Below are 22,041 nucleotides of genomic sequence, written 5' to 3'. Positions count from 1 at the left end.
CCCACCACCTGCTTCGTTCCAAAGCAGGCAGCGCAACAGACCAATCTGTAGGGGGTCAATTTTGGACGCCGATCCCCCAGCTTAGTAGGGCTATCGCATATGGGCGAGGGCGCAGAGAAGGAAGTCGTTGTTCCATCTGGCCTGGAGCATTTTGTGGCTGATGCGAGCAGGTCCTGGCGTTGCCTGCAGGATGTTGATGGCGAGCTTGCGGATGACGGCGAGGTTTTCCGGCGCGTGATCCTTGCGGCTGCGGCAGGCATCCTCGTCGAACACCGTATCGAGGACCCAGTGCAGGTTGTTCGCGATGCCCCAGTGGGCGCGCACGACCTCCAGCAGCTTCTTGGCCGACAGCAGGCGCGAGGCCAGGAAGTATCGGACCTTGTGCTTGGCAGCCTTGCCGGCGTTGGCGCGCCAACTGTCGATGCGGCCGACGGCAGCGATAGCGGGGAAGCCGTATTGCTTCGCCAACTGTGGTGCCGGCGCGACGATGGCCCGCCGGCGCTCGACGCGGCCGTGAGCTGTGGTGCTTCGCTGGCTCGCCCGCGCTGGCTTTCGGGCGGCATCGAGCAGCGCCTTGACGGCCTTGAAGAGCCGGCCACGATTGCTCTTGATGGCCAACACATAGTGGCCCTTCCGGTCGCGGATGGCCTGCGCCGTGTCGGGCCGGCAATGCAAGGCGTCGGCGGTGACAAGGGTGCCGTGCAGATCGAGCAGGGCGAGGACTTCGAGAGCGCCGGCAACCTCGTTGCGATTGGGGGCCTTCCTCTGAGCCAACGCCATGCGCGTGCCTGCCGCCCAGACATTGACCATATGCAGCGGCGCGGCCCGCCGGCCACGCGTGAAGGCTCCGCGCAGCGCCTTGCCGTCGATGCTGACCACGCCCTTGACGCCGAAGCCCTTGCTGAACTTGCGCAAGACCGCTTCCAGACCCTTCGGGTCCAGTGCACGGAAGACGGTGCTGAACGTGTCGTGGCTGGGAATGCCGTGTCCGAGTTCCAGGAACCGCCGCAACAGCTCCTCTCGGCCTTTGCCGAAGAACTCGAACTCGGTGCAGGTCTTGGCGCCGGCCAGCGTCGCCGCCAAGGCGATGACGAGGATGTCCACCAGACTGTGTTGGGCGTTGCTGGCACGCGGATCCTTGAGCGGTCGAAACATCCGCCTGAGATTGCGCATCTTGGTCTCCTTCGGGAATCGGGAGACACCCGAAGAATCCAATTCGCTCCGCTATGCAATACCCCTCTAAGCCCATATGCGATTCCCCTACCCAGCTTAGGGGGTCAATATTGCAGGCCGAATGACAAGCGCGCTTACAGTTGTGGCAAGGCGGCGATCAAGCCCTGGGTGTAGTGATGTTGGGGCGAAAGAAAAATACCAACGGCATCACCCGTTTCGACCACGGCCCCATCTTTCATCACGAGCACGCGGTCGGCCATGTGATGAATGACGCCAAGGTCGTGCGAAATGAAGATGATGCTCAGGGCATATTGCGCCTTCAGATCTTCCAGCAGGTCGAGTATCTGCGCCTGGATGCTCACGTCCAGCGCTGACACCGCTTCATCCAGGATCAGGATTTCCGGCTTTACCGCCAGCGCCCGCGCGATGGCCACTCGCTGGCGTTGCCCGCCGGAAAGATGCAGGGGTAGCACTTTCAGATGGCCTTCATTCAGGCCCACCGATTCCAAGAGGCCGACCATATCGGTGTGAGTCACTTTATGCGGCCCCGCATGCAGGCGCAGGGCATCACTCAGTATCTGCCCGACATTCCAGCGCGGGTCGAAAGAGCTGTACGGGTCCTGGTGCACGACCGAGATCTTACCGCGTACCTGTCGCTTGGTTCTTGCGTCGGCCCGGGACCACTCCATGCCCCGATATAGCACGGCACCTTCGTCATAGTTCTCCAGCGCCAGTAGCAGTCTGGCCACCGTGCTCTTGCCGGAGCCGGAAGCCCCGACAATGCCGAGCACCTCGCCCTTGAGCAGATCGAACGATACATTGTCGACGGCCTTGAGCCGCTGCCCGTCCGGGCCACGAAAAGTCTTGCTCAGGTTGCGGGCTTGTAGGATGACTTCGCCGGGTTCGTTCTGCCGCGGACCGCCCGTCGGGCGTTGCCCGAACGAGGCGGGCGCTGATGCACTCAAGCGGCGTCCGCGGGTGTCGCCGCTCGGAATCGCGCGGATCAGGGCCTTGGTGTAAGCGTGCCGCGGATTACGCAACACTTCGTCGCGCGTGCCGCTTTCCACCACCACGCCGGACTTCATGACCAGGATGCGGTCGGCCAGCCGCGCCACCACCGACAGATCGTGGCTGATCAGGATCAGGCTGGTGCCGCCGGCTATCAGTTGTTCCAGCACACGCAGGACCTGAGCCTGTACCACCACGTCCAGCGCCGTGGTGGGTTCGTCTGCAATGATGACCGGCGGGTGCAGCGCCAGCGCGGTCGCAATCAGAGCACGCTGGCGCAAACCGCCGGACAATTCCCCCGGATACTGGTCCTTGCGTATCTCGGGGTTGGGTACGCCTACCTCGGTCAGGAGTCGCAGAATTCTGTCGTGAGTTTGCGCTCTCGAGAGGCGGGCATGTGCATGGAGCGGTTCGGCAATTTCATTGCGGATCGGCTGGAGCGGATCCAGCGACACCAAGGCATCCTGCAGCACGTAACCTACCTGAGCGCCGCGCACCGCCTTCAGTTGCTGTCGGCTGGCTTTGAGCAAATTTAGATCGCCATAGCGCAGCACGTCCGCGTCGATCACGGCATTGTCGCCGGCCAGGCCTATCAGGGAACGGGTAGCCACCGTCTTGCCCGAGCCGGACTCGCCAACGATCGCCACTGTTTCACCGCGACGCAGCGTCAGGTTGAAGTCGTTGACGACGTGTCGATAGCCACGCGCCGTTCGAAATCCGACGTTGAGGTTTTCCACCCGGAACAGCACGTCATCCGTCGGCATGGTCGTGTCTTATGCCCCTTCGGATCGCGCCTGGATGTAGCTGAAGACAGTCGAAAAACTCAGCGCTACCAGCACCACTGCGGTGCCTGGTACGACCAGCAGCCAGGGCGCTTCCAGCAACTGTCCCTTGCCGGCGGCAAGCAAAGCTCCCCATTCCGATGATGGCGGCTTGACCCCCAACCCAAGGAAAGACAGGCTCGACGACCACACGATGGCCTTGCCCACCCCAAGCCCGGCGATCGGCACTAGGGGGCGTGTGGCGTTGGGAATGATGTGCCGGAACAGGATAGTGGCCGGAGCATGTCCCAGCGCCGCGGCAGCCTCGACGTAGCCACTGTTACGCACCAGGAAAGTTTGCCCGCGTATCAGCCGCGCATATCCCGGAGCGGAGCCGATGCCCACAGCAACCGCCACATTCAGAGGGCTTTGCCCCAGGATGGTGACGAACAGCAGGGCGACCAGCAACGTGGGAAAGCCCAGCAGGATCTCAATAAAGCGATCCACCGCAAGGCGCACGAACGAGGGCGCCAACGCGCCCAAGAAGCCGAGCGGTAGCGCCAGCACGATGGCGACGACGATGGCCAGCAGACCGATCAGGAAGGATTCCCGTGCGCCATACACCAGGCGCGAATACAGATCGCGGCCAATTTCGTCCGTACCCAGCCAATGGTCCCATGTAAATGGCACCAGCACGTTGGCGAGGTCGGTTTCCAGCGGCGCATGCAGCACCAGCGTGGCGGGCGCGATCGATGCCCAGACAGTCAAGGCGATCACCAGCCACGATAGCCACACCAGCAACGGCGCGCGGACCGCCTCGGCCCATGCTTCGGCAAGCCAGCCATTCGCCAGGCTGGCAGGAAGCCGTGTTTTCAATACCGACATCAGGCGGGTCCCTTGCGCTGGAAACCGATGCGCGGGTCCACCACCGTGTACAGCCAGTCTGTCACGAAGGTGATCAGCACATAGACCATGCTCACGATGAGGATGATGCCTGAGATGAGCTCGAACTCCTTGAGTTCGACCGCCGAGACCAGCAGCGCGCCGATGCCTGGGCGCGAAAAGACGTTTTCAACGATGACGGCGCCGGATACCAGGGTGCCTAGCGCCCATCCCGTCAGGGTGATGCCCGGAATCAGGGCAGGGCGCAGCGCATGAACCACCCGCACGCGCAACTCGTCCGTTCCGCGTGCGCGGGAAGACAGGACATGCGGCTGCTTCAGCGCACGCTCATACTCGCCCCGGATGGCCTGCCCCAGGAACCCGGCCAAAGGCAACGCCAGCGTCAGCGCCGGCAGCCACAACCCGCGCAGGGATGAGCCACCCAGCACCGGAAACCAATCGAGGTGCACGGCAAAGACCAATAGCAGCATCAGGCCCAGCCAGTAGTACGGCATGCCGGCCACCAGCGCCTCGGCGGCGGCGCCGACGCGCGAAATCCGCGGCCCGCGGCCTGCGGTGAGCTGCGTCCAGGCCAGCGTGATCAGCCAAGCCAGCGCGATAGCAGCCACGGCCAGCTCGGCGGTAGCGCCTATCTGCTCCAAGATCAGGTCGGTCACGCTGCGCCGGCTTTGCAGGGCAATGCCCAGATCCCCGCGCAGCACGCCGCCTACATAACGGGCGTATTGCTCCAGCAGGGGACGGTCGAAACCGAACTCCCGATTGATGGGGGCAAGCTCCTCCAGCGTGCGTGTCACGCTGTAGCCTTCATACACGTTCAGGTAAATGGTTGCCCGGTCTCCGGGCAACACAACCTGGGCAATGAACAGCAGCGTCACCGTGGCCCACAGCGTGAACAGGGCTTGGCCCAACTTGCCGAGCAGGGCACGACCGACGCCGGATGCCTTCTTGCCGCCGGCGGCCTCGTCCTCCTGCTGCCAGACATCTGATGGCGGATTCCCCAGCAGGTCAGCCGCCGGCACGGTCGCCTGATGCGCGGTTATGTCCCTCACGCTTTTTCCCGAGTCAGTTTTTCTTCAGATCGTAGAAGATCGGGCCGAAGATGTTGTGAATCAGGCCGCTCAGGTATTTCTGGCCGACCATGTTGCAGGTGGACGTATAGAACCCGAGCGCCAGCGCCTCATCGCTGATGTGCTTTTGGATGGCTGCCAGCTTTTCATGGCGGGCTTCCGGGTTTTCTTCACGGTGCGCGTCGATGATGTCTTCCTGCAGCTTCCAGTCGCGCGAACGCACGCGATTGTGCGGGTTGGGCGAACTGCCGGTCGTCAAAATCTGGTTCAGGTTTTGGCGGCCAAAGATGGTGCCGGTCGGGGACCCGTCGCCGGGACGATAGTTGATGGACAGCACCGTAGGCGCATACCAGGTCCAGTAACCCAGATAGACATGGTACTCGTCCGGCTTGGTGTAGCGGCCGGCAGCCAAGTCGGTGGGGGTGAGGGCGATCAGGTTGATCTTGAAGCCAACTTTCTTCACTTCCGCCTGCAGCGCCTGCAGCGAGGCATAACCCTCGGGGCTGACGATCGTCGGATAGACAGGGAACTGTACTTCCAGCACCTTGCCTTCCTGGTTGACGCGGTAGCCTTCGCCGTTGACCGTGGTGTAACCCGCCTCTTCCAGCAGCTTGACGGCTTTCTGCGGATCATACGGATAGGCGCCGTCCAGGTTGATGTAATCAGGCGTGGTCTGCGATAAGGCGCCGTTGCCCTCGTACTGCACAGAGCCGCGGAACAGGGTGTCCACGATTTTCTGTCGGTTGCTGGCATAGGCAAACGCCTGGCGCACGCGCTTGTCCACGAAAGGACCGAATTCGGCATTGAGCGAAAGCGTCTGGGCGCGGCCTGGAGCATGACGCGTTGACGTCAGGTACTTGTCCTTCGCTTCCTTCCACTTGACCGAAGGCGGGTCGTAGATCAGGTCGGCCTCGCCCTTTTCCAGCGCCAGCCAGCGGGCGTTGGCATCGGGCACGAACTTCCAACGGATGGTCTTCAGATAAGCCGGGCCGGCGTGACCGGGAGCCGGACCCCACTTATAGTTATCGTTACGCGCCAGCGCGATCTCTTCGCCGCGCTTCCACTCCTTCAGTACGAATGGGCCGCTGCCGATCGGGTTCTCGCCGATCTCCTTCAGGTCGCGCGCAAGCGACGGCGCGGAGTTCACGCCAAAGCCACCGCTGGACAACAGGTGGGCCAGCCAGGGCTGAGGAATAGTGGTGTGGATTTCCACCGTGTTGTCGTCGATGGCCTTGGCTTCCTTGAAGAAGGAGTCGGGTACCGAGGTGGAAATCTTGAGCCAGAATCCGACGTTCTTCACCACCGTTTCGGCGTTGAACTTCGATCCGTCCGAGAACACGACGTCATCGCGCAGGGTGAACGTCCAGACCGTGCCGTTCTGCTTCCAGGTCTTCGCCAACCAAGGGTGCAGCTTGCCCTCGCCATCCAGGAAGACCAGACTGTCCTGAAGTTGGCGGCGCGGGTACTCGGCCTGCGTCCACCACTGGTAGAGCGTCTTGGGTTCGATGGAATGCAGGTAAACGAGTGTCTCTTTGTCATCCCTGGCCGTCGTAGCCTGCGCATTCACCGTCCCCATGAGCGCCAATGCGGCCATGCTGCGGACGACCCACTTGTGCAAACCTCTCATGCTAATCCTTGTCATTCTTGGTTACGTGATTTGAACGGCAAAAGCGGAGGAGCCGCGTGTTCTCGAAACGAACTCGTCCAGGTAGAAGAAAAATGAAATGGAATTGCCAGTCATCCCACAGCGCCTGAAGCGCATAGCGACGAGCGCATGTGTGCTCTTGCGTCATCCGATCATCGAGATCACAGGGTTTCTCTTTGAACAGCGATGTAATTCGCTGGCCTGTGCAAACGCAACACGCAATCGGCCAGCGAGATGTCCGCGTGCAAAGTTTGAAAAATAATTTGCGATGTCGTGTCGATGGTGGATGAAATGAATGATGCGACACGCCGATCCAAGCATTCAATGCTGTCCGACCCAGCTTGTCTTTTGCCCGCCTTCAAAGGATCTCGCTCTCTTGCCGCGGACGGCGGCAGCGCCAACGAACGCATCGAAGGCCTAGTTGACGATCCGGAGCAGGCACGGGCAGCTTCTTCGCTGCGCGAAAGACGATGCCATCGCCTTGATGGTCGTTTTAGCCGTAGTTCGGCGGGTAGAGAAAGCGCAATCCATTCCACGGTAGTTTCACGCCAAGCCAGGCTAATCGATCAAGAATTTTTAGTAGATAATTTCAGTGGATTATCGACGGCAATGACGTAACCTCAGTATCAGCAAAGCACTCGCTCGTTGGTGCTCTCAACGTGCTCCGAGACTGGTCGATTGTCCTTCGAGCATCGAGCTTCGCGTGAGCCGGGGAGAATGAAACATGACGCAGATAGACCTCGGCTGGGGCAGTGGCCCAAGCGCGCGCTACGAAGAACTGGCGGAGCCGTTCCGGCCGCTGTTGCAGCAGATCCGGTCGTCAGCACCCGCGAGGGATGTTGAACATCGGCTGCCTTACGATGAAATCAAGGTCCTGCGCGCAGCGGGATTCACGACCGTTCGTGTGCCGACGGAGTTCGGAGGAGCCGGCGCCACGCTTCCGGAGCTGTTCAATCTGCTGATCGAACTGTCTGAGGCGGATTCCAATGTTACAAACTCACTGCGCGCCCATTTTGGCTTCACTGAGGACGTTCTGAATTCATCCGATGCGAAGCGCCGCGCGTTATGGCTCGGTCGCATCGGCGAGAAGACGCTCTTTGGCAATGGAAATACCGAGGTCGGCGACAGCAAGCTGCAAGTCTTTTCGACGACGGTCTCGCGCAAGAATGGCGGCTTTGTTCTGAATGGCCGCAAGTACTATACGACAGGTACGCTGTTTGCCGATTGGATCAACGTCGCCGCGCAGCACGAGAACGGTGAGCAGGTCGGCGTGGTCGTATCCCGGCACGCCAAGGGCGTCGAGGTGCTCGACGATTGGGATGGCTTTGGTCAGGCCTTGACGGCCAGCGGGACGACGATTTTCACTGACGCGCCGGTGGAGCCTGATCATATCAGTTCCGTCGCCCAACGGTTCAGATATTCCAATCCGTTCTATCAGCTTGTTCATCTGGCGACGCTGGCGGGCATTGGCCGTGCTGCCGCAGGCGACGTGAGTCGGCTCGTCAAGGAGCGCACCCGTATTTTCAGTCACGGCAATGCGAGCAGTGCGGCTGCGGACCCGCAGATTCTTCAGGTCGTCGGTAGGGTCCGCGGCAACGCCTATGCCGCGGGAGCTATCGTCCTCAAGGTCGCCGAGGCACTGCAGCGCGCGTATGAAGCTCATCTCACGGACGATGAGGAACGCAAGACGGCCGCGATCACGATCGCGGAGATCGAGCTCGATCAGGCGGTCACGGTGGTGTCCAATCTGATCCTGGAGGCAACCACCATTCTTTTCGATGCGCTCGGCGCGTCGTCCACCGCTCGAAATCTCACGCTCGATCGCTACTGGCGAAATGCCCGGACGATCGCCACGCACAACCCGCGTATCTATCGAGATCGCGTTGTGGGCGACTTCGCGGTCAACGGCGCGCCTCCACCAGGGCAATACCGGATTGGAACGCCCTGACTGAGCCTGGCGCAATGTTGTCGGCTGGTGACGTCAGTTGAAGCCGCGCAACGCGGTCCAATCGGAAACCGGATCCCGTCTGGTCTTGAGCGTGTTGATGGGATGCTCGTCCGCGTATCCCAAGGCCATCCCGCAAAACACCATTTCCTCGACCGGCAGCCCAAGTAGGTCTGCCAGCGTCCGGGGATAACGCGACCAGTATTCCTGGGCACAGGTCGACAGACCATCCTCGACCGCAAGCAGCATCACCGTCTGGATGAACATGCCAAGATCGGCCCATTGCGGCGGGCCGAGCCTCCGGTCGAGGCAGAAGAACAGGCCGACCGGCGCGCCGAATAGTTGCCCGTTTTGGGCCAGTTGCTGCAGTCGGCCGGCGCGATCTTCCCGCGGAATGCCGATCGTGGTGTAAAGATCCTCGCCGCATTCCCAGCGCCGGCGCCGATACGGGTCCCACAGCGAGGCTGGATAGACTTGATATTCCGGAGGCTCTCCAAGCGGATTTGCAGTTGCGCGCCCCTTGAGTTCGTCAAGCGCGGCGCCGGCCAGCACGTAAACGCGCCATGGCTGCAGATTGCCGCCCGATGGCGTGCGCGCAGCTTTCTCGAGGAGCCTCACGACCTGCTGCTTGGTGACGGGATCGGATTTGAACGATCGGACCGAAATACGCTGTTCGACGGCTTCCGCGACATTCATGGATCAACCCAGGAGTTCGGCGAGTGCGTCGGCCACTTCGTCGGGCCGCTCGAGCTGCGGAAAATGGCCAAGATCGGCAAGTGCGGTCACACGGGCATTCGGAAGCTCCGCGCTGGCGCGCTCGATAATCGCGCCGCCGGAAATGGGATCGGCGGCGCCGTAGACGAAGCCGAGCTTGATGCTGGTCCGCGACAGTGTGGCTTCCCACTGCCGGGACAGCCTGGACCGTTCGGCCATGTAGACCAGGTGCTGCGGCCAGAGCAGTTGTCCGTTTGCGCGCCGAATGGCGTCCCACATGTCATCGAGTTCTGGGGCCGCAAGCTGGCGAGACGGAAACAGTGGCGCCATCGCGTCTTCGAGCGTTGTGCGGGAGATCGATTGCGCGATCATCGGCCCTTGGACTGGGTCGGCGAGCGCGAGTTGCGCAGGACTCGGACGGTAAAGCCCAGCATAGACCGATGAGTTCATGAAGATCGCCTGCCTCAGACCGAGTTCCAGCCTGCCCCCGAACTGACGGTGCAGAATGTCCTGAAGCAGGATGCCGCCCAGATCGTGCGCGACGACATCGGCCTCTGTAACACCGAGGGATGCAAGAATCGCGAGCGCACGGTCGGTTTGAAGTAGCGCCGAATAATCCGCATCAGTCGGCTTTTCGGAGGCGCCATAGCCCAAATAGTCGAAAGTCACGCAGCGGTAGCAGTCGCGTAGAGAAGCGATGACGCCGGCCCAATCGTGGGAGGAGGTCGGAAAACCGTGAAGGAAGACGACGGTCGGACCACTCCCTTCCACCTGCGTGAAGATGGCGTGTCCATCAACTTCGATCGTCGAACCGCCACTCCACCACTCGGCAAGCCTCGTCATCGAGCGCTCCTGACATTGATACAGATCTTGCCGTGCTGGTCGGCGCTGGCGAGCCGGCGATAGGCTTCCGGCACCGCCTCGAATCGATAAATGCTGTCGATCACCGGCTTGAATGTGGCCGTTTCGACGAAGGAGAGCATCGCCTCGAAGCTGGCGCGCGACCCGACGGTGATGCCGCGGATCGTAAGATTCCTGGAAATCACCGGACCAAGCTCGACCTGGGTCGACAGACCCCCGAGAAAGCCCACGGCAATGATCCGACCGTTCTGGCCGCTTGCAGCGACGGATTGGGCGAACGTGGCATCACCGCCCACATCCACGATCACGTCCGCTCCCTGTCCGTGTGTCGCGCGCACGACTTCCTTGCCCCATTGAGGTGTATCCGAGGCAAGGATCACATGCTCCACACCGAGATTGCGGATTGCAGCAGCCTTGGCCGCGGAACGCGACACCGCCAGCACGCGCAGACCTGAAATGAGAGCGAATTGCGCAGCGAATGTCGACACCCCGCCGGAGCCCTGCACGACGACCGTTTCGCCGGGCTTTGCGCCGGCAAGTTCGAAGAGAGCGCACCAGGCGGTGAGCGCGGCGATAGGAAGCGTTGCGCATTCGAAGTCCGTCAATCGCTCGGGCGCGCGGACCACGAAATTAGCCGGAAAGACGCGGCGCTCGCAAAGCACGCCGTCCAGCGGCGAACCCAGCGTGCGGGTGCGGTCAGAAGGCTCGCTCGGCCCTCGGTCCCAGCCCTGCATGTAGCAGCCGATTACCCGCTCGCCGACGCGCCATCGCTCGACATCCGGACCGACGGCGACGATCCGGCCGACAGCATCGGAGGCAGGGATCATGGGGAGCGGCTGCCAGGGCGAGTAAACGCCGCGTGCGATCGCAAGGTCGCGATAATTCAGCGAGACGGCATCGATTTCCACCAATATCTCGCCTTTGCCCGCGACCGGGTCAGGCCGCTCCCCGAGCGCCAGCCCTTCAATGTCGAATGACTGAACTTCCCAGCATCTCATACATATCACCATCCAAATACATAAATGTATCTGAGTGCAAAGCTGTTAGTCTGTCAAGCCTTGGGATTCGGCTCGCGACAGGAGGACCAATGCGGAAGGCGAAGCGATTGAATCGCGAGGAGAGTCAGACACGGACGCGCGAGTTGCTGATGCGCTCGGCATCCGCCTGCTTCGCCAGGCTGGGCTTCGAAGGCGCGTCGGTGGATGAGATTGCCGAAAATGCCGGATTCTCGCGCGGCGCGTTCTATTCGAATTTCATCGACAAGGACGAAATCTTTCTCGCGCTTCTCAAGCGACACCTCGAGAGGGATCTGGGCGATTTTGAAGCGATGCTGACTACGAGTAACAGCTTCGAGCAGCTAGTTGAAAAAGCGGCCGCACGGTACACTGAGCTTGGCGACAGTCCCGATTGGTGCTTGTTGATGGCCGAGTTCCAGTTGCGCGTATCACGCGCAAACAAGGCCGACGACGCCTTTGTCCGGACGTATGCCGAATATCGTCAAACGCTATCCGGCCTGATTGAGCGGACGTTTGCGAAATTCGGCAAGAAAGGGCGCCTCGCGCCCGCCGACCTCGCCACGACGCTGCTTGCTCTATCGCATGGCCTTGCGCTCGAGCGCGCAGCATCAAAGGACGCAATTCCGATGGCCCTGACGGGCACGGCGATGAAGGCGCTGTTAATCGGAGCGGCGACCAAAATCTAACACGTACGGCGTTCGGTATTCGCCCGCACGATTCAGGCACGCGAAGACCACTAGCGAGGTCTCCACCAGTCACCTGGATTTAAGTGAGTTGTCACAGAAGGGAAATTTTCTCTGATCTGTGCATCTTTTGGGGAGCCGAATGCGTCGAAAGAAACTTTTTGGTAGATAGCCGCGCTGACGTTCTGGCGCCTTGGCGTTAAAATAAAGAAGAACGGGATCGTCGCGAGATTTCCGAGCCGGCGTGCGGCGTATTCCGGTCGTAGCACGATAGCTGCGAGGCCAGCGTAACAACCACCGTGGAGTAGCAACAATCATGGCACTCGACGAAGCCATTGGCCCCCGAAACCTCACCGCGACGCTTCACTACCTTAAGCGCGGTCCGGAAAAGCCTGTTTATTATCGCATCGAACCGCCTCCCGGCGTGCCGCAATGGAACGGCATCGACGATCACCGGGAAGTCCTGATCTAGGACGCGCGCGGTCGCGAGGCCGAGTTCACTCTCGACCGCAACGGCTTCGCGCTCGTCAAGGCACCGACCGCGGTCAACAGTTTTTACGATCGGGAGGAGATTAAGGGCATTTACTATGCGGAGGTCGAACAGCTATTGCGCGACAAGCTCGGCGCCAGCCGCGTCTTCATCTTCGACCACAACTTGCGCAACGCCGGACTGCCGGGATTGGCTACACCATCGCGACAAGTGCATAACGATCATACGATAAACTCGGCACCGCGCCGGGTCCGCGATCACCTCGGGGCGGAAGCGGACGAACTGTTGAAGCGCAGGTTTGGCATCGTCAATGTGTGGCGGCCGGTCCGTGGTCCTGTGCTGGATTCGCCGCTGGCGCTGTGCGATGCGCGAACTTTCACCGATGACGACCTGATCTTCAGCGATCTCGTTTATGCGCATGTTCGTGGCGAGACCTCGAGAGTGGAGTACAAGCCAACTCACCGTTGGTACTACTTCTCCGAGATGCAAACCGACGAGGCGCTGTTGATCCGAATACATGACAGCGCCAATGACGGCCGCGCCCGATTATCGTTTCACACGTCGTTCGAGAACCCGGTTGCACCGGGTGCTCCGCCGCGAGAGAGCATCGAGGTTCGGACGCTGGTGTTTTTCTGAGCCGCGGTGCAGCGTAGCTTTAACTCTCCCTCCTTGGTGAGAGGGGACAAGTGTAGCGGGGTTGAAGAGGACCGTCGTCGCCAAGGCGACTGCCCACTTATCGGTTACCGACCGATGCGGCGGGAAGGGCTTGTTAGCCTTCTTTAGCTGCGATGGTTCATCTCTTGCATTTGAGTGCGCGCGATGTTGTCGGCCGCGTCAATGGTCGCACTCGTGCAGAGTCCGATCTGCGCATAGAGCGGAACACAGCGAGAAATCCATTTTCCAATTTATCGTTTGCGCGACCCATATATTTGTACGTGCGAAGGAACGACTAGCAGCGACTGAAGTCGTGAAGCGTGCTTCTCCGGCGCTTCCGACATTAAGAAATTCATTTCGTTGACCAGGCCGAACCCGAGCCTCATGGTCAGGGACTTCATTCTGCGTCCTGCCCGGGACGTGCGACGTGGCAATCAATTGGCAATGAGGTTGAGGCGAGGGCTGCAGGGCCCGCGCACTATATTTCACGCCTACAGCGGAGGACGTATGTCGTCGAACGATTCGACCTTTGTTCCGGATGATCATGGGACTATCGGCTATGCCGGACCAGTTGGCTCGAACCGCGCGACACGCCGCCTGTTGCTCGCCACCATCGGCGATCCTGATTCTGAATCATGGTTCGAGCGGCACGACGGGCCGACGCTGCTTGTCGCGGCCGTGAGCTATGCGAGCTGGTTGTTTCTGCTCGCGTCGCATCGCTATGTACCCTGGTGGATCACGGCGCCGCTCGCGGGTTACGTCGTGCAGTGGCATTTCTCGCTGCAGCACGAGGCGATTCACAGCATGCGGGGATTGCCGAAGTGGCTGCGTCGTGCGCTGGTCTGGCCACCGATCGGCATCTGGTTTCCCTTCGAGCTGTACCGTCGATTGCATTCGCAACACCATCGCAACAGCCATCTGACGTATCCGCGGCAGGATACGGAGTCGTATTATCACGAGGAGGAAGATTGGGAGGACTACGGCGATCTGTCGAGATGGCTACTCATCGTCAACCAGACCTTCCTGGGCCGCCTGTTCATTGGCCCGTTCCTGCGCACCCCGCACTTCTTCGTCAAGGAAGTCGGTAAGATGATCAGCGGTGACACCGCGAATGTCGGCATATGGGCGCGTCACCTCATTGGAGTGGGTTTGGTTCTGCTGCTTGTGGCGGAAGTCTTCGACATGTCCGCTTTGCAGTACCTCGCAGAGTTCGTCTATCCTGGCCTTATGCTGGGCATGATGCGCAGTTTCACCGAGCACCGCTGGGGTGAGCGGCCCAGCGAACGTACTGCAGTGGTCGAATCGAACTGGGTGTTCGGCCTGCTGTTTCTATGGAACAACCTTCACGCCGTTCATCATGTCTTCCCGACATTGCCGTGGTGGAAAGTCCCCCGCGTATGGCGGCAGCACCGCGAGCGCATCCAGGCCCACAATGGCGGCTTCGTGTTTCGAGGTTACGGCGAGATCGCGCGTCGCTGGCTGGTGACGCCGATTTTCATCCCGGTTCATCCGGATAGCCGCGTGAGAAGGGTTCCGGCATCCTGAGTCGGCTGCGTGCGAGCCGTCCGACAGTTGCCGTCCGAGGCAAGCTCTTGCGAAGGGTCCAATCGGTCAAGATCGAGGGTGAATGACGAAATGACACGGACAGCAAGCCTGCCGATGTACGCGCTTCCCGAGATGGAAGTGGCCAATTCGGCCTTCCTGGCCGCATTGCAGCGACGGCTTCGCGTCAAGGGCGTTGATACGACGGAAATCAGGTTGGATAGCAATCGCGTCGTATCCGATGAGGGCATCGGCCCGGACGTTTTCTTTACCCAGGTTTGCGGTTATCCGCTGTTCAAGCACTATCGCGATCGAGGGCTTATCCTTGCTACCCCGCACTATGCGTTCCCTGGATGCGTGGGATCCACCCATCGGGCCTTCTTTATAGTCCGTGCCGGTGATCCGGCCCAACGCCTGGAACATTTGCGCGGGCGGGTCTTTGGCTGCAATAGCCTGCTGTCGAACTCCGGAATGAACCTGCCCCGGCTATCACTGGCGCGGATTGCAGGCGGCAAGCCCTTCTTTTCCTCGGTCGTCATCACAGGCGGGCATGTGGCGAGCCTCGAGCGTCTTGATAGGGGGAGCATCGATATCTGCTCTATCGACAGCGTGACTTGGGGATTTTTCGAGAAGTTTCGGCCCGATGCAGCGGAACGGTACCGGATCATCGACGAGACCGTATCCAGTCCCTCGCTGCCTTTCGTCACCTCCGTGAAGACTGCGGCATCCGACGCCGTGGCCCTTGCCGAGGCGCTGCAGGAGATCCTGAATGATCCGCAGATCGCCGACATACGCGGAACGCTGGAGCTCACGGGGTTGTCGGTGCCCGATGCCGCCGGCTACGAGCGTTTGGCCGAATATGAGCGGGAAGCTGCCGAACTCGGCTTTCCTGAAATAAGATAGCCGCATCCACTCATTGTCGCTTCGCAGATATCGTCGTCAGCCGTAGAAAACAACGATGACCTTCTACCTCTGTTTCTCAGGAGAGTTTCAAAATGCCGAGCACGCGGATCACGACGGGCACATGGGCTCTCAATAGCGAGGAGGGGGTTATCGGGGCTGTTCAGTCGGCGCTCCTCTCCGTGCTTAAGATACCTGATTACGACCGCGACGTCGTTCTGGACATTTACGACGCGGCCACCCGGATCGTCCCGACTGGTCGCTCGGAGCACTACACACGCATCGAGGTCACGCTGTTTTCAGGGCGATCGCTCGAAACCAAGCGCGCATTATATGGAGCCCTCGTCGCGAACTTGTCCGCGCTCGGGGTGCCGGCGACGGAGATCAAGATCATCTTGATTGAGGTGCCAGCCGAGAATTGGGGACTTAGAGGTGGTCATCCCGCATCGGAGATTGATCTTGGCTTCAAGGTCGACGTTTAGACTTCCCTGCTGGAGCGCGGAGATTTGAACATCGTAGCGTGGAGTGCCGAACTGCGCATGGAGTATCACCGCTGACCGCTTAACCGTTCGAGATGCATTTGTCGGCGGGCGTGATCTGCAACAGCAGAATGACGACCGAGGAAATGACGATCGCACCTCCGAGAAGCGACAGCGCCGAAGGTCGTTCTCCAAGCAGATAGCTGGCCAACAGCACGCTCACGATCGGATTGACGTAGGCGAATGTGGCCGCGATATGGGCGGGAAACATCCTCGTGACACGGAGATAGGAGCTGAAGCAGAGCACGCCGACGAACACCACGAGGTATCCGAACGCCAGCGCCTGACCAGGCGGCAATTGCTTCGGCAACGGCGTACCCTCGAGCCAAGCCAAGCCGATACATGCAAGGCCGCCGGCCGCAAGCTGGATACTCGCCGCCGCCGTGACATTGATTTTCAGGCGGGACGGTTGCTGAATGACGGAGCCGATCGCCCAGGTGACAGGCGCAAGAAAAGCCGCCGTCAGTTCGATCGGCTTGTCCAGATGGGACTCCACTCCACCGGAAAAAGCTGGAACGTATACAATCCCCATCCCCGCAAAACCGAGCACCAGAGCCGCGATCTGCGGACGCCCGATCGGCTGGCGATCTGCGCAGAACTGGAACAGAGCCGTCCAGAGCGGGATCGTTGCCATGGCCATCGTAACGCAGCCGGAGGGCAGCTCACGAAGGGCGAAGGTCGCAAAGCCGTTCCCTGACACCCAGAACAACAGACCGCATATTACGCATAGTCCGACGTCATGCCAGGGAACAGGTCGAAGACGGCCACTCAACGATGCAAGCGCCGCAAGGATGACTGCCGCAAGGAAAAGGCGCCCCCCTTGCAGTTGCAGCGGCGAGGGGGCGTCCGGACCCGTGAGCGATAGACGTATCACTGGATAGACCGTGCCCCAAACGACATACACTATCAGCAGATGGATGTACGCGTTGCTCATCACCTGACGGGCGCCAAAAGAGGTCGGCTGAACTACAATCGATCTTCATGGACGATGCGTCCGCCGACCACAGTCAGCCGGCACTCGAGCGTCTTGAGCTGGGCCACGGGCAGCGTTGTCGGATCGTGCGAGAGCACCGCAATATCGGCCGCGAATCCCGGCTTCAATGGACCTTTCCAGTGCTCATCGAAAGTCAGGCGGGCACCGTTGACGGTGAAGAGGCGCAACGCCTCCTCCGGCGTGAGTCGCTGGTCGGCGCCGATCACGCGACCGCTGCGGCGTTCTTCGCGCGCGCAGCTTACCCACAGCGTAAAGAAGGGATCGTAGGGAATGTTGTCGGTGGCGATAGCCAGCGGCACACCGGCGTTCAGCAGGTAGCGATGCGGCACCACGAGGCTGCCGCCGCCGGGCTCATCGAGATATTTCTCACCGCCCTTCCACAGATAGTAGGTCGGTATCGTCGTGACCAGCACGCCGAGGCGGGCGAGAGCCTCGATGTCGGCTTCGCGGGCGCGGCCGATATGCTCGATCACCCAGCGTCGCGGGCGCAGCGGGAAGCGCGCATCAACGGCCTGCAGTACGGGAACGATCTCGTGCAGCGTGTCACCGACGATGGTGTGCAGGCGGAGGTCGAATTCAGCGGCGAGGAAACAGGCTTCCCGAAAATCAGCCGGCGTCACGGCCTGCTCGACAAAGCCGCTCCAGCCGGTGTCGGGTAGATGGGCGCGGGCGCACTGCGCCACGGCAGGATCGCCGCCATACGCAAGATGAACGCCGGAAACGCGCAGCCAGGGATCGCCAAGTCCGGCGCCACGCGCGGTGGCGAGCCAGTCGCGCATGATCCGCCGTGCCTCCGTGAGGTCCGACCAGCTCGGGCTGACCACGAGCCCGACCCGCACGCTGAGCTCGCCCAGCTCCCAGAGCCTGCGATAGACCGAGATGGTTTCGGCGGCCGAGCCGTGGCCTTCGTAGATGCTGGTGGTACCCTTCGCATTGTAGAGCTGCTGCGACAGCCGCACACCCTCGAGCCGCTCCGTGAATCCAAAGCGCGGCACGGCCGGCAACAGGTCGAACTCCACTGTGGGGCGGTTGTTGTGTTCGACGATGATGCCTGTAGGCTCGCCGTGGGCGTCCTTCTCGATCTCTATCCCGGCCAGCCGTGGCGCACTCCGGGCATCGATGCCGTTGAGCGCGAGCGCGCGCGTATTGAGCGCGGAATATCCTGGCGGCTTGCCCCAATTGCCGAACACGCCGGGAATGTAAACGGGGTGATCGGGTGCAACGGCATCGAGCTCGTAACGGTTCGGTAGCCGCTTCTCGGCGAGCGAAGCGACGCCGTCGAAATAGAAGGGCGGACGTCCCACCGGCATGGTAACGATCCATTGGCCTGGCGGCGTCTTCGCCGCGAGCCCGCGGATCGTGTCGAGAATGTCCGCAACCGAACCCGCTTCCGCAAGCGATGGGCGCTGATGCTTCAGCCCCTCGCGCTCCATATGGGCGTGCGTGTCGTTGAACCCCGGAATGATACAGGCGCCGCCAAGATCGATTTCGCGAGCGCCCGGTGGCGTTATTACGTCCGCATCGCTGCCCACCGCCGCGATGAGGCCGTTGCGGAGTGCGATGGCGCAGGCGCGCGGTCTTGCCTCGTCGAAGGTGATGATGCTGGCGTTGCGCAACACCAGCGGCTCGAAGGCGTGTGTTATCGGCCTCATCGCGCGCTGTCGTACCAGGGGAACAGCCAACCGGCGAGCGCAACAAAGGCCCGATCGGCGAGAAAACCGAAGACGCCGAGCAGCACGAGGCCGATGAACATGATATCGACGCGGAACAGTTGGTGACCTTGCGACATCATATAGGCCACGCCGGCCGAAGCGCCTGACAGTTCGGCAGCGACCAGCACGATCAGCGACACCGCGATCGCCTGGCGCAGACCCGAGAGGATGAAGGGCAGGGCTGCCGGCAGCACCACCAGGAACAGCGTCGCCAAACGTCCCGCACCAAGGCAGGCGGCGGAGCGCAGATAGATGACATGGACATCGCGCACGCCAATATGGGTCGTGATCCAGATCGGAAAGAACGCGCCCCATGTGACGAGCGCGAGCTTCGCCGTCTCGCCGATACCGAACCAGAGGATGCAGAGCGGCACCAGGGCGATGGTCGGGATCGCGCGGAAGCCGTGCAATAGCGGTTCCAGCAGGTACTGGAAGAAGCGGATGCGCGAGGTGAGCAGGCCCGCCGCGATTCCGAGCAGGAAGGCGAGACCAAAACCCGTTCCGGCGCGGCGCAGGCTGACCACGATATTGTGGCCGATCTCGCCGGATTTCAGCATCGGCCAGAACGTCTCGAACACCTGGGACGGCGGCGGAAACAGCACTTCGTTGACCCAAGTGGACCAGCGCGGGATCGCCTCCCAGGCGGCGATGAACAGCAGCACGCCGGCGGCATTCAATGCGAGCCGCAGCGCGACAGCGCGCCGGCGGGCGCGCCAATGCGCTGCGCGGAATTCGGCGCCGAAGCTCGGGGTCAATTCATCCCGCGGCGGCGACAATGCTCTGTCGGATGAGGCCAGACTCATGCGGCGTTCCGGGTGCCTCCGGCAAGGTCGGCGGAGATCTCGCGATAGAGCGCGCCGAAGGCGGCGCTGCCACGGTCGCGCGGGTAGGGTGCGTCGATGGCGATGTCCGCGCGGATCGCACCGGGATGCGGGCTCATCACCACCACGCGTTCGGCGAGGAAGGCAGCCTCGTCGATATTGTGGGTGACGAAGATGACCGAGAGATCGCTGTCGCGCCATAGCCGCAACAGATCCTCCTGCAGCGCCTGCCGGGTAATGGCGTCGACCGCGGCAAAGGGCTCGTCCATCAACAGCACTGCCGGCTCGACCACGAGCGCCCGGGCAACGGCGACGCGCTGGCGCATGCCACCGGAAAGTTCGTGCGGATATTTGTTCGCGGCGTGGGCGAGGCCCACCCGCTCCAGCGCCGCCAGCGCACGCTCGGTCCGTGCTTTACGCGGAAAGCCTCGCATGCGCAGGCCGAACTCCACGTTCTGGCGCGCGGTCATCCACGCGAACAGGGCATATTCCTGGAACACCACGCCGCGCTCCGGGCCCGGTCCTGTGACCGCCGCACCGGCGAAACTCACGCGCCCGCGCGTCGGCGTGATGAAGCCGGCGATCAGGTGCATCAGCGTGGTCTTGCCGCAGCCGGAGGGACCGATCAGGCAGACGAATTCGCCCTTGCCGACGGTGAGCGAGACGTCGCGGAGCGCGAAAGTGGGCGAGCCGTCGCGTGCCGCGAAAATCTGCGAGACTGCGGCGACCTCGATCAGGGCGCCGCTCATGTCAAGGTGACGCGGTCGGGACGCAACACCTTGGTCGGCCCTTCAACCACCAGCGACCGCAGCAGCGTGCGCAGGTCGCCCTTGGGTGGCTTGGTGAGGCCAGCCGTAATCGCCCATTCGGCCTGCGAGACCAGATCGTCGATGAAGCGCTGGTCGAACCCGATCTTGAAGGTGAACGTCGAAGTCGCCTGCGCGATGTCGGCAGCCGGCGTCTTGATGCGCTCGGCAATCAACTGAGGCCAGTCGCGGTCGGTCGTGATCCTCTCCTCGGCGGCGAACAGCGCGCGCAGTGTCGCTTGAACCAGTTCGGGCTTCTTCTCGATCACGGATTCGGTGGTCAGCAGCAATTGATGGCTTTGAAAGTAACGCTCGATGCCGTCGAACGTCATCTCCGCGACCTTGCCGCCGGACTGTCGCTGCGCCACCGCTACCGTCTGGCTGCTCCAGCAGAAGCCATCGATGTCGCCGCGGGTCAGGGCGGTGGCCATGTTGTTCGGCGCAAGGTCGACGATGGTTACATCGCTGGCGTTGAGGCCGGCCAGCTCGAGATATCTGGCGACCAGATATTGACCGGAGGTGCCGATCCGGGTCGCGATGCGGCGTCCTTTCAGGCTGGCCGGCGTGTTCGGATCGACCGCGCCGTCACTGCGCACCGCGATCTTCATGTCGCGCGAGTAGCGGCTGTAGTTGGCAACCGCCACCGGCCGCAGCCCGGACAGCGCCGCGAACACCAGCGGCGTATCCGTTGAGGCGGAGAAGTCCGCCGAGCTGGAGAGCAGTGCCTGCATGGCGTCGCGGCCAGACTCGAAGGAGGACGTCGATAGCTCGATATTCTGCTGCTTGAAGTAGCCTGCGGCCTCGGCGATGTAAGGCACCGCCCAAGTGTAGCCCACGCTGCCGTAGCCAAGGACACCCTTCAGTGGTTGCTGGGCAGTTGCGCGATGACCCAACAGGGCAGTCGCGCCAGCGCCTGCCAGGCTGGCGAGCAAGCGGCGGCGGGCGAGCGATGGCGAAGAACGGTCTGCGGCCGGGAAACGGGAAGACGAGCGCAACATCGAGGACCTGTCAGCAAGAAGCGGAAATCCTGCCGCACTCTGGTGACAAGTCGCGCCGCTGGCAATCGCGGAAATCCGAAGTTTGAGAGAGCAAAATTTCACGCGACAATGACGAGCGAGAATGGTTTTCCCTGTGTGCGGTTGTTTGAAGCCAGCGATAACCCAGGAGTTTCGAAGCGCCGTGACGCCAGGAGATGCGCCTCGAGATAAGATCGAATCGTCGGACACGGAAATAAAGTCGAGAAGCGATGAACCTTCCAGCTGCCGCACCTGCAGCGACACGACAGTCATTTGTGCGCCAAAAGAAAGCTCCTTTCATTTCATTGACTGGCCAGCGCTCACTTCTACATTCAGCGTCTGGCGCAAGACAGCATTGGCCAAACAGTCATGAGTGGCGACCGTCTATTCCTGCTCAAGCCTGGATTTGAGGATCCGGCCCGGCCTGGCCGCTTCTTCGTCTGCCCGCACTGCAATGCGATCGAGGGACTTCTCGGATCTTTCCCCGGGTTGGCGACCCAAATCGAGGTGCAGCGGCTGCCGTTCGACCGGCCGCGGACCGCGATCGTCGACATTCTCGGAGAGCAGCATCAATCACTCCCAGTGCTGGTCTTTGATGATACGCACCCGGTGCCGGCCGACGCGAAGATCGCCAACGGCAAGCGGTTCATCGACTCATCCGAGCGCATCCTTCAGTATCTCGCTGAACGGTATGCTTTCCCACATATTCATCAATAACTCCGCCGCCGCTTAAGTTCCTGAGGTTCGAAGCTCAGTTGAACTCCGCTGCCCTGCATCGGCTTCGTAGATTT

21 protein-coding genes and 1 pseudogene are annotated in these 22,041 nt (G+C 61.5%); 9 read left to right on the top strand and 13 right to left on the bottom strand.

What is annotated here, in order from left to right; genetic code table 11:
• Window positions 1-90: 90 nt before the first annotated feature.
• From OZ411_RS14930 to OZ411_RS14910, 5 genes are all read right to left on the bottom strand, one after another.
• Window positions 91-1,173, bottom strand: coding sequence for an ISAs1 family transposase (locus OZ411_RS14930; protein ID WP_282528579.1), 1,083 nt, complete (start codon window positions 1,171-1,173; stop codon window positions 91-93).
• Window positions 1,174-1,307: 134 nt separating this feature from the next.
• Window positions 1,308-2,945 carry an ABC transporter ATP-binding protein gene (locus OZ411_RS14925; protein WP_282528578.1) on the bottom strand — a complete coding sequence of 546 codons (1,638 nt, stop codon included), beginning with the start codon at window positions 2,943-2,945 and terminating at the stop codon, window positions 1,308-1,310.
• Window positions 2,946-2,954: 9 nt separating this feature from the next.
• Window positions 2,955-3,827 (bottom strand): ABC transporter permease, encoded by an 873-nt coding sequence (locus OZ411_RS14920; RefSeq protein ID WP_282528577.1) that lies wholly within the window; start codon window positions 3,825-3,827, stop codon window positions 2,955-2,957.
• The gene (locus tag OZ411_RS14915; protein ID WP_282528576.1) at window positions 3,827-4,894 is read right to left on the bottom strand and encodes an ABC transporter permease; all 1,068 of its coding nucleotides are present in this window, start codon (window positions 4,892-4,894) and stop codon (window positions 3,827-3,829) included. Before OZ411_RS14915 ends, OZ411_RS14920 begins: the two co-directional genes overlap by 1 nt.
• 13 nt (window positions 4,895-4,907) lie before the next feature.
• Complete coding sequence (locus OZ411_RS14910; RefSeq protein ID WP_282528575.1) at window positions 4,908-6,506, bottom strand: ABC transporter substrate-binding protein; 1,599 nt, start codon at window positions 6,504-6,506, stop codon at window positions 4,908-4,910.
• A 330-nt stretch (window positions 6,507-6,836) separates the two neighbouring features.
• Between OZ411_RS14910 and OZ411_RS14905 the strand changes: the two genes are divergently transcribed.
• Together OZ411_RS14905 and OZ411_RS14900 are read left to right on the top strand one after the other, a co-directional pair.
• The gene (locus OZ411_RS14905; protein ID WP_282528574.1) at window positions 6,837-7,175 is read left to right on the top strand and encodes a hypothetical protein; all 339 of its coding nucleotides are present in this window, start codon (window positions 6,837-6,839) and stop codon (window positions 7,173-7,175) included.
• Window positions 7,176-7,281: 106 nt separating this feature from the next.
• The gene (locus OZ411_RS14900; protein ID WP_282528573.1) at window positions 7,282-8,505 is read left to right on the top strand and encodes an acyl-CoA dehydrogenase family protein; all 1,224 of its coding nucleotides are present in this window, start codon (window positions 7,282-7,284) and stop codon (window positions 8,503-8,505) included.
• Window positions 8,506-8,538: 33 nt separating this feature from the next.
• Here the strand turns inward: OZ411_RS14900 and OZ411_RS14895 are convergent, their stop codons facing one another.
• From OZ411_RS14895 to OZ411_RS14885, 3 genes are read right to left on the bottom strand one after another with little or no spacing between them, the layout of a single operon-like run.
• Window positions 8,539-9,198, bottom strand: a complete 660-nt coding sequence (locus OZ411_RS14895; RefSeq protein WP_282528572.1) for a nitroreductase — start codon at window positions 9,196-9,198, stop codon at window positions 8,539-8,541.
• Between the two features lie 3 nt (window positions 9,199-9,201).
• Window positions 9,202-10,059 carry an alpha/beta hydrolase gene (locus OZ411_RS14890; RefSeq protein WP_282528571.1) on the bottom strand — a complete coding sequence of 286 codons (858 nt, stop codon included), beginning with the start codon at window positions 10,057-10,059 and terminating at the stop codon, window positions 9,202-9,204.
• Window positions 10,056-11,075 carry an NAD(P)-dependent alcohol dehydrogenase gene (locus tag OZ411_RS14885; RefSeq protein ID WP_282528570.1) on the bottom strand — a complete coding sequence of 340 codons (1,020 nt, stop codon included), beginning with the start codon at window positions 11,073-11,075 and terminating at the stop codon, window positions 10,056-10,058. Before OZ411_RS14885 ends, OZ411_RS14890 begins: the two co-directional genes overlap by 4 nt.
• A gap of 89 nt (window positions 11,076-11,164) precedes the next feature.
• Between OZ411_RS14885 and OZ411_RS14880 the strand changes: the two genes are divergently transcribed.
• From OZ411_RS14880 to OZ411_RS14855, 6 genes and pseudogenes are all read left to right on the top strand, one after another.
• Window positions 11,165-11,779 carry a TetR/AcrR family transcriptional regulator gene (locus tag OZ411_RS14880; protein ID WP_282528569.1) on the top strand — a complete coding sequence of 205 codons (615 nt, stop codon included), beginning with the start codon at window positions 11,165-11,167 and terminating at the stop codon, window positions 11,777-11,779.
• 313 nt (window positions 11,780-12,092) lie between these two features.
• The gene (locus OZ411_RS14875) at window positions 12,093-12,248 is read left to right on the top strand and encodes a hypothetical protein (protein WP_282528568.1); all 156 of its coding nucleotides are present in this window, start codon (window positions 12,093-12,095) and stop codon (window positions 12,246-12,248) included.
• Between the two features lie 12 nt (window positions 12,249-12,260).
• Window positions 12,261-12,902 (top strand): annotated as a pseudogene (locus tag OZ411_RS14870) (CmcJ/NvfI family oxidoreductase); the annotation flags it as partial.
• Between the two features lie 525 nt (window positions 12,903-13,427).
• Window positions 13,428-14,465: a fatty acid desaturase gene (locus OZ411_RS14865; protein WP_282528567.1), complete on the top strand. Its 1,038-nt coding sequence runs from the start codon at window positions 13,428-13,430 to the stop codon at window positions 14,463-14,465.
• 90 nt (window positions 14,466-14,555) lie between these two features.
• The gene (locus OZ411_RS14860) at window positions 14,556-15,365 is read left to right on the top strand and encodes a PhnD/SsuA/transferrin family substrate-binding protein (protein ID WP_282528566.1); all 810 of its coding nucleotides are present in this window, start codon (window positions 14,556-14,558) and stop codon (window positions 15,363-15,365) included.
• A gap of 92 nt (window positions 15,366-15,457) precedes the next feature.
• Window positions 15,458-15,844, top strand: a complete 387-nt coding sequence (locus tag OZ411_RS14855; protein WP_282528565.1) for a tautomerase family protein — start codon at window positions 15,458-15,460, stop codon at window positions 15,842-15,844.
• A 79-nt stretch (window positions 15,845-15,923) separates the two neighbouring features.
• On the opposite strand, the gene OZ411_RS14850 is transcribed toward OZ411_RS14855, so the two are convergent.
• From OZ411_RS14850 to OZ411_RS14830, 5 genes are read right to left on the bottom strand one after another with little or no spacing between them, the layout of a single operon-like run.
• Window positions 15,924-16,835, bottom strand: coding sequence for an EamA family transporter (locus OZ411_RS14850; RefSeq protein WP_282528564.1), 912 nt, complete (start codon window positions 16,833-16,835; stop codon window positions 15,924-15,926).
• Window positions 16,836-16,867: 32 nt separating this feature from the next.
• Window positions 16,868-18,547 (bottom strand): amidohydrolase, encoded by a 1,680-nt coding sequence (locus OZ411_RS14845; protein WP_282528563.1) that lies wholly within the window; start codon window positions 18,545-18,547, stop codon window positions 16,868-16,870.
• Window positions 18,544-19,410 carry an ABC transporter permease gene (locus tag OZ411_RS14840; protein ID WP_282528562.1) on the bottom strand — a complete coding sequence of 289 codons (867 nt, stop codon included), beginning with the start codon at window positions 19,408-19,410 and terminating at the stop codon, window positions 18,544-18,546. The genes OZ411_RS14845 and OZ411_RS14840 overlap by 4 nt, the downstream gene beginning before the upstream one ends.
• Entirely contained in the window at window positions 19,407-20,177 is a 771-nt protein-coding gene (locus tag OZ411_RS14835) for an ABC transporter ATP-binding protein (protein ID WP_282528561.1), read from the bottom strand. Before OZ411_RS14835 ends, OZ411_RS14840 begins: the two co-directional genes overlap by 4 nt.
• The gene (locus OZ411_RS14830) at window positions 20,174-21,523 is read right to left on the bottom strand and encodes an NrtA/SsuA/CpmA family ABC transporter substrate-binding protein (protein WP_282528560.1); all 1,350 of its coding nucleotides are present in this window, start codon (window positions 21,521-21,523) and stop codon (window positions 20,174-20,176) included. Before OZ411_RS14830 ends, OZ411_RS14835 begins: the two co-directional genes overlap by 4 nt.
• Before the next feature lie 96 nt (window positions 21,524-21,619).
• Here OZ411_RS14830 and OZ411_RS14825 point away from each other — a divergent pair, with 96 nt between their 5' ends.
• A complete protein-coding gene (locus OZ411_RS14825) occupies window positions 21,620-21,967 on the top strand; it encodes a DUF3088 domain-containing protein (protein ID WP_282528559.1) in 348 nt (115 codons plus the stop codon).
• Window positions 21,968-22,041 lie beyond the last annotated feature (74 nt).

The sequence above is a fragment of the Bradyrhizobium sp. Arg237L genome, from assembly GCF_029990105.1.
In the GTDB taxonomy this organism is placed as follows: Bacteria; Pseudomonadota; Alphaproteobacteria; order Rhizobiales; family Xanthobacteraceae; genus Bradyrhizobium.
This window is presented reverse-complemented; position numbering and strand designations above follow the sequence as displayed.

Bases quoted from the DNA above. Each gene is read 5' to 3' on its own strand.
- OZ411_RS14930 (WP_282528579.1), bottom strand. From the start codon at position 1,173: ATGCGCAATCTCAGGCGGATGTTTCGACCGCTCAAGGATCCGCGTGCC.
- OZ411_RS14925 (WP_282528578.1), bottom strand. From the start codon at position 2,945: ATGCCGACGGATGACGTGCTGTTCCGGGTGGAAAACCTCAACGTCGGA.
- OZ411_RS14920 (WP_282528577.1), bottom strand. From the start codon at position 3,827: ATGTCGGTATTGAAAACACGGCTTCCTGCCAGCCTGGCGAATGGCTGG.
- OZ411_RS14910 (WP_282528575.1), bottom strand. From the start codon at position 6,506: ATGGCCGCATTGGCGCTCATGGGGACGGTGAATGCGCAGGCTACGACG.
- OZ411_RS14905 (WP_282528574.1), top strand. From the start codon at position 6,837: ATGGTGGATGAAATGAATGATGCGACACGCCGATCCAAGCATTCAATG.
- OZ411_RS14900 (WP_282528573.1), top strand. From the start codon at position 7,282: ATGACGCAGATAGACCTCGGCTGGGGCAGTGGCCCAAGCGCGCGCTAC.
- OZ411_RS14895 (WP_282528572.1), bottom strand. From the start codon at position 9,198: ATGAATGTCGCGGAAGCCGTCGAACAGCGTATTTCGGTCCGATCGTTC.
- OZ411_RS14890 (WP_282528571.1), bottom strand. From the start codon at position 10,059: ATGACGAGGCTTGCCGAGTGGTGGAGTGGCGGTTCGACGATCGAAGTT.
- OZ411_RS14885 (WP_282528570.1), bottom strand. From the start codon at position 11,075: ATGAGATGCTGGGAAGTTCAGTCATTCGACATTGAAGGGCTGGCGCTC.
- OZ411_RS14880 (WP_282528569.1), top strand. From the start codon at position 11,165: ATGCGGAAGGCGAAGCGATTGAATCGCGAGGAGAGTCAGACACGGACG.
- OZ411_RS14875 (WP_282528568.1), top strand. From the start codon at position 12,093: ATGGCACTCGACGAAGCCATTGGCCCCCGAAACCTCACCGCGACGCTT.
- OZ411_RS14865 (WP_282528567.1), top strand. From the start codon at position 13,428: ATGTCGTCGAACGATTCGACCTTTGTTCCGGATGATCATGGGACTATC.
- OZ411_RS14860 (WP_282528566.1), top strand. From the start codon at position 14,556: ATGACACGGACAGCAAGCCTGCCGATGTACGCGCTTCCCGAGATGGAA.
- OZ411_RS14855 (WP_282528565.1), top strand. From the start codon at position 15,458: ATGCCGAGCACGCGGATCACGACGGGCACATGGGCTCTCAATAGCGAG.
- OZ411_RS14850 (WP_282528564.1), bottom strand. From the start codon at position 16,835: ATGAGCAACGCGTACATCCATCTGCTGATAGTGTATGTCGTTTGGGGC.
- OZ411_RS14845 (WP_282528563.1), bottom strand. From the start codon at position 18,547: ATGAGGCCGATAACACACGCCTTCGAGCCGCTGGTGTTGCGCAACGCC.
- OZ411_RS14840 (WP_282528562.1), bottom strand. From the start codon at position 19,410: ATGAGTCTGGCCTCATCCGACAGAGCATTGTCGCCGCCGCGGGATGAA.
- OZ411_RS14835 (WP_282528561.1), bottom strand. From the start codon at position 20,177: ATGAGCGGCGCCCTGATCGAGGTCGCCGCAGTCTCGCAGATTTTCGCG.
- OZ411_RS14830 (WP_282528560.1), bottom strand. From the start codon at position 21,523: ATGACTGTCGTGTCGCTGCAGGTGCGGCAGCTGGAAGGTTCATCGCTT.
- OZ411_RS14825 (WP_282528559.1), top strand. From the start codon at position 21,620: ATGAGTGGCGACCGTCTATTCCTGCTCAAGCCTGGATTTGAGGATCCG.